The following is a 13551-nucleotide window of genomic DNA, read 5'->3' on the forward strand; positions in this document are numbered from 1 at the left end:
TGTCCTCGTGCTTGCTGACCCGGATCATGGCGATCAGATCGATCTGGCCGGTGACCGAGTAAACCTCGCTGACCCCCTCGAGTGCCGCGATCTGCTCAGCGACCTCAGGGATGCGTGCGACGTCGGCCTTCACGAAGACGATGGCAGTGATCATGGCCCGACCGTATCCCGTGCCTTGGGTGCGGGATCGGGGCCGCGACCATTTTGTTTGTTCTTCCTCCCCGAAAGCCGCTACGCCATACCCTGCACCCACTTGTAGATTTCTCGAGGGGACACCCATGCGCTTCCGCCCGACGCTCACCCGCTCCGCGATGGGCAGGCTGATCGTTGCTCTGGTCCTCTCGGTCGTCGTCTCGTTGCTGGCGAGCTCACCGCCGGCCGTGGCCGCCGCCGCAGTCCCGACCAACCTCCAGGCATCCGGATCGCCGGTGCCGACCTTGTCCTGGGACGCGCAGCCGACCTCGGCGAAGTACCGCGTCCAGGGGTCTGAGGACTCCACCTTCTCGTCCGTCGTCTTCAACGAGGAGACCACCAGCAACAGGTACACGCCGACCCGTCTCCTCCGAGCCGGCACCCTGCACTGGCGGGTCCAGGCCACGGATCCGACCGGTACGAGCGGTTGGGCGACCTCCTCCACGACCATCGCTGCCCCGACAGTCCCTGCAGGGGTTGCCATCTCCTCGCCCGTGGGTACGATCCTCCCGCCCGTCTCTCCCCCGATCATCTCGTGGAAGCCGGTCGCCGGTGCCACGAGCTACGACGTCGCCATGGACGCCGAGGGAGACGGGATCGATGGCGACACACGCACGGGCATCCGCACCACCTCGTTCGTGTGGCCGGAGCCCCAGGGAGTCGGCGAGCGCACCGGATCCGAGGACTTCTACGTCCGCGTCCGCGCCCGGTTCGAGAACCACCTGCAGAGCGCCTGGTCGACCTATGTGAAGTACGACGTCGTCCAGCTTCCGCCCGTCACGTCGGCCAGCTGTGCCACCACCCCCACCAACCTAGTGTGTGCCCCCAGTCTGGCGACGCCGACCACGCCGCGTGTGAGCAAGACCGTCCAGGACGTCGTCTTCGACTGGGACCCGGTCAAGGGTGCCAAGCAGTACGAGATCTGGATCGCGCTCGACCGCGACTTCAACAACCAGGTCGAGAAGCGCATCGTGTACTCCACGCGCTACTCCCCCACCTCGACCTACGACAACGGCAACTACTTCTGGAAGGTCCGCCCGTACAACGCGGCCGAGCAGCCGACCCCGTGGCCAGTGCTGCCCAACGAGTTCCAGCGACGCTGGCCCCACCTCCCGACCCTGGTCTACCCGCCCGTGGCCGACACCCCCGCCGTGGATGACGACCTCTTCTTCCAGTGGACACCGGTCAAGCACGCGACGCGCTACCGCCTCGATGTCGGGCTCAACTCCACCTTCACCCCGGGCACCTTCGACACCTGTTGGACCGCTACCACCACCTACACCCCGGGCTACAAGGGCGACGACTGCATGCCCGGCCAGGGTTCCCTGACCTACTGGCGCGTCTTCGCCTACGACCTCCCCGGCCCCCTGGGCACACCGGACACCGGGCAGCCGGGGGTGGAGAGCAATGTCTCTGCCACCGGTCGCTTCGTCTACGACTCCGGCGCCGTCCAGCTGACCGCCCCCCTCGACGGTGCGCCCGTCACTGTTCCCACCATGGCGTGGGAGCCCAGCCTCGACGCGGAGCGCTACCTGGTCACGATCACCAACCTCTCCACCGGGGAAGTCCGCACGAAGGAGACGTCCGCGCTGTCGTGGACCCCGACAGACAAGCTCTCGAGCGACTCCGACCAGGCCGACCCGGACAAGCTGCCGGACACCTTTTCCTGGAAGGTGTCAGCACGTGACGCCGACGGGGGCTTCTCCCCCGCCCCAATCTACGCGACGCGCACCTTCGTGCTGCCCGAGTCCGCTCCGGCCGCCGGCGCCCAGCCGCTGACGCCCAAGCCGAACGCCCACAACACCGTCACCTCGCGCTTCCCGAGCCTGTCCTGGCAGCCCTGGACGAACACCGAGGCAGCCCCGGTCTACTACCTCCTCAAGGTCAAGCAGGCCGGCTACGTCTACGGCACCAACGAGACAGACATCCTGTCCACCCGACTCAACTACCCTGCCGTGACCGACGCCAGTGACTTCTTCCTGTCGTCCGGCACGTACCAGTGGTGGGTCGAGGTCCGCAGCTCGAGCACCGGCCAATACCTCTCCGAGGGACCCGAGAGCAGCTTCACCATCACCGACATGGGCGAGGTCACGGGCCAGCAGCTCGCGCTCGACGGGATGGCGCTCGACGCGGGTGACACCTGCGGCCGTCGCCTCGTGCTGATCAACAAGGAGCCGGTCGAGACCACCATCTGCCAGGGACTCCCATCGACCCCGGTCCTCGACTGGGCCCCGGTGGCCGGAGCGGGTGGCTACATGGTCTATCTGTCCGAGGACCCCGACTTCACCAACCTCCTGCTGAACCCGAGTAACACGGCGACCCAGAACTCCCGCTGGACGCCGACCTTCAAGGACGCGTTGGTCGCCCTCGGGGACAACCAGTCCGGTCCCGCCTTCTACTGGTTCATCCGGCCCTGCGTCCGCATCAGCCCGTTCGTCAACTGCGGCCCCGACCCGAGCGGGTCGGAGGACGTCGGGACGAACGCCTTCCGGAAGGTCTCGCCCGCCGTGCAGCTCACCGAGCCGGCAGCCGGAGCATCGTTCGCCGACGAGGTCACCTTCGTCTGGCAGGACTACTACGACACCAACCAGGCCACGCCCGCCCCCGACGGCGGTCCGCGGCCCAGTCACCAGACCGCAAAGCGCTATCGCATCCAGGTCGCCCCGTCGGCGACGATCACCGACGCGAACGCCATCGATAACCGCCTCGTCGACCAGGCGACCTACACGAACTTCGAGAACACCTATCCCGAGGGCGACCTCTGGTGGCGCGTCCAGGCGATCGACGCCCGGGACAACCGGTTGGCGTGGTCGCCGACCCGCAAGATCGTCAAGGCGACGCCTGCGCTCAACCTCGACCCGACCGTCGCGGCCCCCATCGAGCGCCCGACCGTCGACCCCACCGCACTACCTGCCTTCGGCAGTCATATCAGTGCCGGTCCCGTCGTCTTCCAGTGGTCCGCCGAGACGTTCGACACGACCTGGAACATCGAGCTCTACAAGAACGACGACACGACCTTCTCCAACGTTAACCGGGTGTTCGCCGAGACCGCCCGTCAGGCCGCCTTCGCCTCCAGCGAGCCCCTGGCAGCCTCCTCGGAGCCCTACCGGTGGCGCGTCCAGCGCACTGACGTCCGCGGGAAGCCCGGGCAGTGGTCGGACTTCGGCCGCTTCTGGGTGGACCCGCTCCCGGTCGCTCTCGTCCAGCCCGCGGACGGTGCCACGGTCGATCCCAGTGGCACGCTCTTCAGCTGGGAGTCGTATGCCAGCACCGCCAGCGCCCAGGCGGCGCGCTACACGTTCGACATCGAGCCCGTGGGCGGTGTCGGGGCCAACCCGGGACCCGTCAACACCGTCGCGACGTCGTACTCCCACACCTCGTCCCTGCCCTCCGGCACCTACGAGTGGTCGGTGCTCGCGCTCGACGCCCGAGGCAACCGTCTCGGCTCCAGCCCGGTCCGACGCTTCTCGGTGGACGGTGCCGTGCGCGAGCTCTCGCCGGTCCAGATCGTCGCCCCCGACGGCAGTGCGGTCGGGAAGACCCTGATCAGCGTCGACCCGGTCTGGTCCCGTCCTGGAGTTGTCAACAGCTATCAGTGGCTTCGAGACGGTCAGGCGATCTGGATCGCGACGTCGCCCACCTACACGCTCACCGTCGAGGACTACACCAGGGCGATCTCGCTGCGCGTCACTGGCAAGAGGGCCGGCTACACCGACGGCGTCTCGGAGTCCAACGTCATCGGCGCCACGGCCGGGGGTGCCCTCGTGCCGACCGCACAGCCGGCGATCTCGGGGTTCGCAAAGGTGGGAGAGAGCCTGCACGTCTCCTCCGGGACGTGGTCGGTCAGCGGAGCCAACTATCGCTACCAGTGGACCCGATCGGGTGTCGCGATCCCGGGTGCCACGGGCAACGGATACCAGCTCAAGCCCGAGGACGCCGCGAAGTCGATCTCAGCGACTGTGCTGGCCTCGAAGAACGGGTTCGCTGACGGATCGGCCTCGGCCGCCCCGGTGACGGTCGCGAAGATGATCTCCGCGACGGAGGCGACTCTCTCTGCCACTCGGGTCAGCCCGGCGCAGCGGGTCAAGGTCAGCATGAAGGTGACCGTGAACGGCGTCCCCGGCCCGACGGGTTCGGTCAAGGTGTTCGACGGCGCCAAGGCACTGAAGACCCTGACCCTGGTCAGCACCCGGAACGGTGCTCTCATGTGGAAGCTGCCCAAGCTGAAGGTCGGCAAGCACAAAATCAAGGTCGTCTACCTCGGCAACGGATCGACGTTCGGGTCGAAGTCGAAGATCACCAAGCTCTTCGTCGTCCGCTGACAGATTCGGCCATCGCGGCAGTAGTCTCCGCGCGTGACTTTGCTCTCCGACCACTGGCTCGACGTCCTCGGCTGGGGCGGCAGTGCACTCCTGGTGTACTCGCTGCTCCAGTCGCGGGTGCTCCGGCTGCGCGTGCTCAACCTCGCCGCCTGCCTCATTCTCACGGTGTTCAATGGGGCCCTCGAGGTGTGGCCGATGGTGGGGATGAACATCGTGCTGAGCCTGATCAACATGTGGTTCATCCTGCGGCTCGTCCGCGACCGTCACGACGATGCCGCATTCGAGGTGCTGGAAGTGGCGGGCGAGGACCACTACCTGCGACACGTGTTGCGGGTGCACGGCGCCGACATCTCGAAGTTCAACCCGGACTTCATGCACGACCCGCATGTCAAGGACCAGCACGCCTTCATCATCCAGAACGGCGATGAGACCGTCGGCGTCGTCATCCTCGCGGTGCTGGGTGACGACGCGCACGTACGACTGGACTACGTGACGCCCCGCTATCGTGACTTCTCGCCCGGTGAGTTCGTCTGGCGTCGTAGCGGGCTCCTTGCCGGGCTGGGCATCCGTCGGGTGGTCACCTCGCCGTCGATGGTCGCCCCGTACTACCACCGCGTTGGTTTCCGCCACCAGGGTGATGTCTGGACCCTCGAGGTGCCGTCGTGATCGAAGCGTTGGTACGCAGGTGGCTGCCGATCACCGCGATCGGCCTGCTGCTGGCCGGGCTCGTACGAGCTCAACGTGCTCCCGGTTTCGGAGCCGACGTCTACCTGCACCTGAGGGTGGGGGCCGAGTTCCTGGGCGGCTGGAGCATCGCCGAGCCCGGACATTTCGGTTCCTTTGACAGCCAGGCCTGGTACCCCACCCAGTGGCTGACCCAGGTCGGCATGGCGTGGGCCGAGCAGGCTGGTGGGCTCAGTGGCGTCATCTGGCTGACCGGCACGGTCATCTGCGTCCTCGCCGTCACGGTGTACCTCGGTTGTCGGACGGTGGCAGCGCCTCTGCCGGCTGCCCTGGCGACCATCGTCGCGATCATGGCTGCGACCCCCGGCCTCAGCGGGCGCCCACAGGTCCTCAGCTACATCCTGATCTCCGTCGTGACGACCGCGTGGCTCGCAACAGCACGCGACGGCCGGGCGCGGTGGTGGCTGGTTGTCGTCAACTGCGTGTGGGTGCCCCTGCACGGCATGTGGATGATCGGCATCCTCATCGGGCTGGTCGCGACGATCGGCATCGCCTTGGAGGGTCAGCACGACCGGCGTCACGTCCTGAAGCTGGCACTCATCCCACTCCTGTCCACGCTCGTGACCATCCTCACCCCACTCGGTGTCCACGTCTTCGAGTCCGTGGCGGTCGTCGGCGACCGCGCGCAGTTCCTGGACGAGTGGGGACCCCCGGACTTCACCACTCCCCCGGCCGCCATCCTCGCCGTGATGATCGCCGTGATCCTGATGGCTGCGCTGCGCCGCGACCGGGTCGACTGGCCGACGATCATGCTTTTCGGTCTGGCCCTCGCATGGAGCATCTACACACTGCGGACGACTGTCGTCGCCGCCGTGATGCTTGCGCCGATCCTCGCCGGCACGCTTCAACGGTTCGTGCCGCGCGGACCGTCTGTACGTCGGGCTGAGGGGGCAGCACTGGGGGCCATGCTGGTCGTAGCGTCCTGTGTGCTCGTCCCGGTGGCCAACGCCCGGGCTGACGACAAGGAGGCCCCTGCCTGGTTGGACGGGCGGCTGGACGCCATGCGGCCTGGAACCACCGTGCTCAACGAATTCAACGAAGGCGCCTACTTCCTCTGGCGGCACCCCCAGCTGGACCTCGTCATGCACGGGTACGCCGACGCGTTCAGCGACGACGAGATGGACCGCAACGTCGAGATCAGCGTCCTGGCCCCAGGTTGGGACCGCGAAGTCGCCGAGCTCGATGTCGACGTCGCCCTCGTGGATCCCGACTCACCCCTCGGCTACGCCATGACCAACGACCTGGGGTGGACCGAGGTCGAGGCGGACGAGGACTTCGCCCTGCTCAGTCCGCCGACCGGCTGAGTCAGCGCGCCGACGCCACGACCCAGCCGTCCAGCGTGGCCAGCGCGGCACCCGTGTCGATTGCCTCGGCAGCCCTGACGATGCAGGCGGCCAGCGCGGTCATCGGGTCTCCGGCGGGGTCGCCGTGGACCGCAAGAGCCGCCGCGGCGTTGAGCACCACCGCGTCCCGTACGGACCCCTGCTCTCCGGCCATGACCCGGCGGACGACGCCCGCGTTGTGTGCCACGTCACCGCCGCGGAGGTCCGCCGCAGTGGCCGACGCGATCCCAAGCTCCGCCGGATCGATCGTCGTTCTGGTCACCTTGCCACCGTGGACGGCCCACAGCGTCGAGGTGGTCGTGGTGGTGAGCTCGTCGAGTCCGTCGTCGCCACGAAAGACCCACGCGTCGACGCCCCGGGACGCGTAGACGCCGGCCATGACCGGGGCTGCCGCCGGGTCGGCGCAGCCGATGGCCTGTGCGTCCGGTCGCGCCGGGTTTGCCAGGGGACCGAGCAGGTTGAAGCTGGTGGCGATGCCCATCTCGCGCCGCGGCACCGCCGCGTGCCGCATGGCGGGGTGGAACGCCGCCGCGAAGCAGAACGTGATGCCGGCTTCAACGGCGACCTCGGCCACCCGCTCGACCGGCAGGTCCAGACGGATCCCGAGATGTTCGAGCACGTCCGCGGAGCCGGCTGCGGAGGAGGCCGACCTGCTGCCGTGCTTGACGACGCGCGCACCAGCCCCGGCCGCAACGATCGCGGCCATGGTCGAGATGTTCACCGACATCGATCGGTCGCCGCCCGTGCCGACGACATCGAGAAGCCGACCCTCGACCGAGATCGAGTTGCCGGCGGCGAGCATCGCGTCGGCCAGCGCGGTCACCTCGGTGACTGTCTCGCCCTTGGAGCGCAGCGCCACGGCGAAACCAGCGATCTGCGCGGGTGTCGCATCCCCGGCAAGGATCTGAGCCATCGCCCAACCCGCCTCCTCCGGGGCAAGGTCGCGGTGCGCCACCAGCGTGGACAGGACGTCGGCCCAGGTCGTCATGGGACCGGAGTCTTCCAGACTCCCCTGTCGGCGACGGGTTGCGTCTCGCCTCCGATCAGGAGGCAGTGGCCGGGACCCGCGGACGGAGCAGCGACACGACGGCCTCAGCGAGCTGGATCGGGTCGATCGGGTGCGGGACCGCGGCCTCGGCGCGCGACCAGGTCGCGAGCCAGGCATCCTGCGGACGTCCGAGGACGACCAGGACCGGAGGGCACTGGTAGATCTCGTCCTTGAGTTGCTTGGCAATGCCCATGCCACCGGCCGGGACGGCCTCGCCGTCGAGGATTGCTAGGTCGATGTGCCCCACGTCCATGTTCTGGATGACAACCGGTTCGGTCGCCACCTCGACATACTCCACCTCCGGCAGGTCCGGGTGCGGCCGACGGCCGATCGCAAGGATGACCTGCTGGCGGGTGTCGATGTCGTCGCTGTAGACGAGGACCTTCAGGGGTTTGCGGTCCAAGGGCTCCGAGGACGTGGTCTGGCTCACGCACACATCGTACTCAATGCTCACCTCCGTCGACAGCCGGCCGTTGGCAGCCGTTGACCTGCCCCGCGAGTCGGGGCATTGCGCTCAGGATGGTGAAGGAGGCAATGGCAAGGACCGGGGGCGCTCAGCACCATGGCCGCGGGGATGAGCTGGCGCCGGTCCGTCACGGCTCCGAAGACCACGACGGCCAGTGCCAGAGGAAGCCGGATCGCGAGGGGGGGTAGGACAGGTATGCCCATGGCGTCCCCTGACTGAGACAGCTGCAGGGAGAGGAAAGCCAGCCAGTCGGCCCACGCATCCGCGTCGACGGCTACTGAGACAGCGGTGACTGCGCCGATCACGGCGACCGACCACGCGAGGTTGCGCCACTCACGCCGGGCGAGAAACCAGATCGGACCCAGGCACGGGGTGATCTTCGTCAGTGCTGCCACGGTCCACGCCCCCGGATGGCGAAGACCGAGGACCGCGGTCAGCGCCAGGAGCCAGAAGGCGTTGCCCGTGACGATCTCCGGGAGCGTCGCAAGCCACAGGGGCGCCCCCCGCTGCCATCGCAGCGGGCGGAGCAGCCACGCGAACCTCAGCGCGGGAGCCAGGATGAAGAGCACCCCGAACACGGGCCAGGGGAACTGGTCAGCGGCCACAGCACCTGGGCGAACGCGGGGCTGTAGAGGAAGGCGTCCTTGGTGTTCGGCGGCCGGCCGTAGATGTCACCGGACTGACCGGTGAGCCACTATGCATGAGAGTCGTAGCCGAAGCCTGAGGACGCAACCACCATGGCTGCATTGACGGCGCACGCGATCTCGACGATCCAGACGAGGTCTCGTGGGAGACGTTGGCGGATCGAGACGTTCGGCACCGGGGAGGCCTAGGCGGCGCCGCCTCCTCGGTGTCCGGATCAGGGATCTTCGTCGCCGCTGCGCGAGGCACGCGCCTCGACCAGATCGAGTCGCCTGTCCTCCCGTGCCGCTTCCTTCATCGACGAGCGCACCCACTGGACGAAGAGCACCACGAAGAAGACCAGCCCGATGAGGTCGCCGGAGGCCCAGAGGATCCCGCCCGCCAGGTGCTGGTCGTCAAGGGGGTCCGGGAGCCAGGTGCCCATGGGCCCCTCGCGCAGCGCCAGGTAGTGCGACTCGCCGAGCAGGGTCGTCTGACCCATGATGGTCACGCCCAGGAACGCGTGGAACGGCAGCGTGAGCACCGTCAACAGCACCCGGAAGGGATAGCCGACGCGCCCGGGCAGCGGGTCGACACCCATCAGCGGCCAGAAGAAGAGCGCCCCGACCGTGACCAGGTGGACGTGCATCATCTCGTGCACGAACGGCGACGCCAGCGACGCGTCGTACCACCCCGAGTAGTAGAGCGCCCATGGCGAGAGGACGTAGAGCCCGAAGGTCAGCAGCGGGAAGGACAGCACCCGGGCCACCCGCGAGTGGAGCAGGCCGAGGAGCAGTCTCCGCGGTGCGGGGCGAAGGGTGCGCAGAGCGAGGGTCACCGGCGCACCGAGCGCCAACGACAGCGGCACGACCATGGTCAGGATCATGTGCTGAACCATGTGCACGCTGAGCAGGGTGGTGTCGTAGCGGGCGAGCCCCGAGGACGTCGCGAAGAAGAACGAGCCCATGCCGGCCACGAAGGCCAGCGTCCGCCCGGGTGCCCAGGCGTCGCCCCGGCGGCGCAGCACGACCACCCCGACGACGTACAAGCCCACGATCCAGACCGTCAGGACGAAGGGCACGGGATCAAGGCCCCAGTCGGTGAAGACGCGCCCGAGGGTGAACCTCGGGAGGTCCAGATCGCTCACCGTCACCGCACTCGCCACAGTGTGAACAATATGACGTCGAAAAGAGAGGGGGTCGGCGTGCCCTCGTTGGCGGCTACCGACATAATGACCATGTGGCGACAGCAACGGCGACGATTCCGGCATCCCGACTTCACGGGAACCACGACCGACCCGACATGGTCAGCGTCGGCACCATCATCTGGCTCGCCAGCGAGCTGATGTTCTTCGCGGCTCTCTTCGCCGCCTACTTCACCCTTCGGGCGGTCAGCCCGGACCTGTGGGCCCAGGAGACGGAGAAGTTGAACGTTCCCTTCTCCACCGCCAACACAGTGATCCTCGTGCTGTCGTCGGTAACCTGCCAGCTCGGCGTCTTCGCGGCCGAGCGCGGTCAGGTGGGACGCACGGGTTCGGTCCTCAAGGTGGCCGGCTGGGGCCTGCGCGAGTGGTTCATCCTCACCTACATCATGGGCGCCGTCTTCATCGGTGGTCAGGCCCTCGAATACGCCGAGCTGGTCCATGAGGGCGTCACGATCCCGAGCTCCTCGTACGGCACGATGTTCTACCTCACGACCGGGTTCCACGGGATCCACGTGACCGGTGGACTCATCGCCTTCCTCTTCGTCCTCGGACGCACCTACCTGGCGCGTCGCTTCACCCACGAGCAGGCAGTGACCGCGATCGTCGTGTCCTACTACTGGCACTTCGTGGACGTCGTCTGGATCGCCCTCTTCTTCACGATCTACGTCATCAAGTAGCCCCCACCCTCGGGCACCTCCCGGACAGTCAGGATCCCCAAGTGCGTTTGTTGAACCGCTCCGCAGGTCGGATCTCCCGGCACCGCCGCGGACCCGTCGCTGGACTGGTCGTGCTCCTCTTCGGCCTGCTGATCACCGGTGCGCTGTACACCGCTCTTGCTCCGGCACAGGCCGACGAGCAGAGCATGAGCGACGAGGAGCTCGTCGCCGCGGGCCGCGAGCTCTTCATGGTGGGCTGCTCCTCCTGCCACGGACTCAACGCCGAAGGTCTCCCCACGGTGCGCGAGGGCCAGGTCAAGGGCCCCTCCCTCGTCGGAGTGGGTGCCGCGGCGGTCGACTTCCAGGTCGGCACCGGGCGCATGCCCATGGCGCGACCGGAGCAGCAGGCACCCCGCAAGGACGTCGTCTACAACGACGAGGAGATCGCCGCCATGGCGGCCTACGTCGCCTCGCTGGCCCCCGGTCCGGCCGTCCCGACCGAGCAGGACTACTCCATCGAGGGGATGTCCGAGGAGGAGCGCGAAGAGGCGATCGTCCGCGGTGGCCAGATCTTCCTGACCAACTGCACCGCCTGCCACAACTTCAACGGCTCCGGCGGCGCCATGCCCCGCGGCGGCTACGCACCCGAGCTCAAGGGCGTCGAGGACAAGTACATCTACGAGGCGCTCCTGACCGGCCCGCAGGCGATGCCCAACTTCAGCAACGGCAACCTGTCACCGGAGGCGAAGCGCGACGTCATCGCCTACCTCAACACCATCGAAGACCAGCCCGAGTACGGCGGCTTCGGAATGGGCGGCCTCGGCCCCGTCTCCGAAGGGCTGTTCGCCTGGGTCCTCGGTGTCGGTGGGCTGGTCGGCTTCGCCATCTGGATCGCCGCCCACACCACCCGCACGACCAGGACCCCGCACCTCGAGGAAGGGGCCGAGGCATGATCGAGCCCGGCAACGACGACGCCATCACCCCCGGGCACGACCGCAGCCTGGCCGTCGCCGAGGAGCCGATCGCCAACCCGGGCCTGCCCGCCCACCAGTGGCGCCCCACTGACGTCGACGAGCGTCTCGAGAAGCGCGCCGAACGCCAGGTGGCGGCGATGTTCGTCCTGTCGATGATCTGCGGAGTCCTCTTCGTCGTCGCCTACTTCACGCTGGAGATCGGCGACAACTTCGACACGTTCATCGGGTTGGGGGCCTCCACCGTGGCCCTCGGTCTGGCCCTCGGCGGCGCTCTCCTCTTCATCGGCATCGGCATCATCCAGTGGGCCCGCAAGCTCATGGGCGACCACGAGATCGTCGAGATGCGGCACCCGGCTGCCTCCAGCGCGGAGGACCGTGAGGCCACCCTCGAAGCGCTCTCGCTGGGCGCCGAGGAGTCGGGGATCGGCCGCCGGCCCCTCGTTCGCAACACGCTGCTGGGCGCCGTCGGCCTCCTGGGACTGCCTGCGGTGGTGCTGCTGCGCGACCTCGGTCCGAGCAACGCCGAGGTCGCCAACGAGGAGGAGGGCACCGGCCTGCAGCACACCATCTGGAAGCAGGGCATGCGGCTGGTCCGCGACGTCCTGGGCACGCCGATCAAAGCCTCCGAGATCCAGATCGGCGACCTCGTCAACGCCGCTCCCGAGGCGCTCTTCCCGACCGAGGAGAACGGCTACGAGGAGATCGAGGGCGTCGCCCTCCAGGTCCAGAAGGCCAAGGGCGCCATCATCATCGTCAAGATGGAGCCCGGCGAGATCAAGCCCGGCAAGGGCCGCGAGGACTGGACCGTCGACGGCATCCTCTGCTACTCCAAGATCTGCACCCACGTCGGGTGCCCGATCTCCTTGTACGAGCGCACGACCCACCACGTTCTGTGCCCGTGCCACCAGTCCACCTTCGACCTGGCCGACTCGGCCAAGGTCGTGTTCGGACCCGCTCACCGTCCCCTCCCCCAGCTGCCGCTGGCCGTTGACTCCGAGGGCTACCTGATCGCACAGAGCGACTTCACTGAGCCCGTGGGGGCCAGCTACTGGGAGCGAGAGAAGCAGAAATGAGCATCGACACGAGCAAGGTGGCCCGTACCAACGGCTCCACCGCCGCGACGGCCTCGAAGCCGTCCAAGATCGGCGGGGTCGCCGGCTGGGCCGATGACCGTCTCGGTCTCGCCACCGCGATGCGCAAGAACCTCCGCAAGGTCTTCCCCGACCACTGGTCCTTCATGCTGGGCGAGATCGCCCTGTGGAGCTTCGTGGTGCTGCTGCTCTCAGGCGTCTTCCTCACGCTGTGGTTCAACCCGAGCATGGGTGAGGTCCACTACGAGGGGTCCTACGACCCGCTGCGCGGCATCGAAATGTCGCAGGCCATGGCGTCCACCCTCGACATCTCCTTCGACGTGCGCGGCGGCCTCCTCATGCGCCAGATGCACCACTGGGCCGCGATGATCTTCATCGCCTCGATGATGGTGCACCTGCTCCGCGTCGCCTTCACCGGCGCCTACCGCAAGCCGCGCGAGCTCAACTGGGTGATCGGCTGCCTGCTGCTCCTGCTGGGCACGCTCGAGGGCTTCACCGGCTACTCGCTTCCCGATGACCTGCTCTCCGGCACCGGCGTCCGCGCCGCGGACGGCTTCCTCAAGGCCACCCCGGTCGTGGGCAGCTACATGTCCTTCTTCCTCTTCGGTGGCGAATTCCCCGGAGACCAGATCATTCCGCGCCTCTACATCGTCCACGTGCTCCTGATCCCGGGTCTGCTGCTGGGCCTGATCGCTGCGCACATGCTCCTGCTCGTCTACCACAAGCACACCCAGTGGCCCGGTCCCGGACGCACGGAGCAGAACGTCGTCGGCTTCCCGATGCTGCCCGTGTACGCCGCCAAGGCCGGCGGCTACTTCTTCATCGTCTTCGGCGTCACGTCCATCATGGGTTGACTGTTGTCCATCAACCCGGTGTGGAAGTTCGGGCCC

The 13551-nt window shown here is 67.7% G+C and carries 11 protein-coding genes and 1 pseudogene; 7 read left to right on the plus strand and 5 right to left on the minus strand.

Features of this window, described 5'->3' with window-relative positions; translation table 11 throughout:
* A partial coding sequence (locus JWN68_RS00975) for an Lrp/AsnC ligand binding domain-containing protein (protein WP_297733361.1) occupies positions 1 to 154 on the minus strand: 154 nt, incomplete at its 3' end.
* Positions 155 to 278: 124 nt separating this feature from the next.
* Between JWN68_RS00975 and JWN68_RS00980 the strand changes: the two genes are divergently transcribed.
* The 3 genes from JWN68_RS00980 to JWN68_RS00990 are packed head-to-tail and all read left to right on the plus strand — an operon-like array spanning position 279 to position 6562.
* Positions 279 to 4514 carry an Ig-like domain repeat protein gene (locus JWN68_RS00980; RefSeq protein WP_297733343.1) on the plus strand — a complete coding sequence of 1412 codons (4236 nt, stop codon included), beginning with the start codon at positions 279 to 281 and terminating at the stop codon, positions 4512 to 4514.
* Between the two features lie 33 nt (positions 4515 to 4547).
* Positions 4548 to 5180 (plus strand): hypothetical protein, encoded by a 633-nt coding sequence (locus JWN68_RS00985; protein WP_297733345.1) that lies wholly within the window; start codon positions 4548 to 4550, stop codon positions 5178 to 5180.
* Positions 5177 to 6562: a hypothetical protein gene (locus tag JWN68_RS00990; RefSeq protein ID WP_297733347.1), complete on the plus strand. Its 1386-nt coding sequence runs from the start codon at positions 5177 to 5179 to the stop codon at positions 6560 to 6562. Before JWN68_RS00985 ends, JWN68_RS00990 begins: the two co-directional genes overlap by 4 nt.
* Position 6563: 1 nt before the next feature.
* Here the strand turns inward: JWN68_RS00990 and trpD are convergent, their stop codons facing one another.
* The 4 genes from trpD to JWN68_RS01010 all read right to left on the minus strand — a co-directional run bounded on the left by trpD (position 6564) and on the right by JWN68_RS01010 (position 9883).
* A complete protein-coding gene (trpD, locus tag JWN68_RS00995) occupies positions 6564 to 7589 on the minus strand; it encodes an anthranilate phosphoribosyltransferase (RefSeq protein WP_297733349.1) in 1026 nt (341 codons plus the stop codon).
* Positions 7590 to 7644: 55 nt separating this feature from the next.
* Complete coding sequence (locus JWN68_RS01000) at positions 7645 to 8079, minus strand: hypothetical protein (protein ID WP_297733351.1); 435 nt, start codon at positions 8077 to 8079, stop codon at positions 7645 to 7647.
* A 20-nt stretch (positions 8080 to 8099) separates the two neighbouring features.
* Complete coding sequence (locus JWN68_RS01005; protein WP_297733353.1) at positions 8100 to 8720, minus strand: glycosyltransferase family 87 protein; 621 nt, start codon at positions 8718 to 8720, stop codon at positions 8100 to 8102.
* Between the two features lie 254 nt (positions 8721 to 8974).
* Positions 8975 to 9883 carry a cytochrome c oxidase assembly protein gene (locus JWN68_RS01010; RefSeq protein ID WP_297733356.1) on the minus strand — a complete coding sequence of 303 codons (909 nt, stop codon included), beginning with the start codon at positions 9881 to 9883 and terminating at the stop codon, positions 8975 to 8977.
* A 113-nt stretch (positions 9884 to 9996) separates the two neighbouring features.
* Here JWN68_RS01010 and JWN68_RS01015 point away from each other — a divergent pair, with 113 nt between their 5' ends.
* The 4 genes and pseudogenes from JWN68_RS01015 to JWN68_RS01030 form a co-directional block, all read left to right on the plus strand.
* Entirely contained in the window at positions 9997 to 10617 is a 621-nt protein-coding gene (locus JWN68_RS01015) for a heme-copper oxidase subunit III (RefSeq protein ID WP_297733363.1), read from the plus strand.
* Between the two features lie 47 nt (positions 10618 to 10664).
* Entirely contained in the window at positions 10665 to 11549 is an 885-nt protein-coding gene (locus tag JWN68_RS01020) for a cytochrome c (RefSeq protein WP_297733365.1), read from the plus strand.
* On the plus strand, positions 11546 to 12643 hold the full coding sequence (locus JWN68_RS01025) for a Rieske 2Fe-2S domain-containing protein (protein ID WP_297733359.1): 1098 nt from the start codon (positions 11546 to 11548) through the stop codon (positions 12641 to 12643). The genes JWN68_RS01020 and JWN68_RS01025 overlap by 4 nt, the downstream gene beginning before the upstream one ends.
* A pseudogene (locus JWN68_RS01030) lies at positions 12640 to 13512 on the plus strand (cytochrome b); the annotation flags it as partial. The gene JWN68_RS01025 and the pseudogene JWN68_RS01030, both read left to right, overlap by 4 nt.
* Positions 13513 to 13551: the final 39 nt, after the last annotated feature.

This window comes from Nocardioides sp., from assembly GCF_025964975.1.
Lineage (GTDB): Bacteria > Actinomycetota > Actinomycetes > Propionibacteriales > Nocardioidaceae > Nocardioides.

What these genes read in the sequence shown, in the direction of transcription:
- JWN68_RS00980 (WP_297733343.1), top strand. Translation starts at nt 279, where the DNA reads ATGCGCTTCCGCCCGACGCTCACCCGCTCCGCGATGGGCAGGCTGATC.
- JWN68_RS01025 (WP_297733359.1), top strand. Translation starts at nt 11,546, where the DNA reads ATGATCGAGCCCGGCAACGACGACGCCATCACCCCCGGGCACGACCGC.
- trpD (WP_297733349.1), bottom strand. Translation starts at nt 7,589, where the DNA reads ATGACGACCTGGGCCGACGTCCTGTCCACGCTGGTGGCGCACCGCGAC.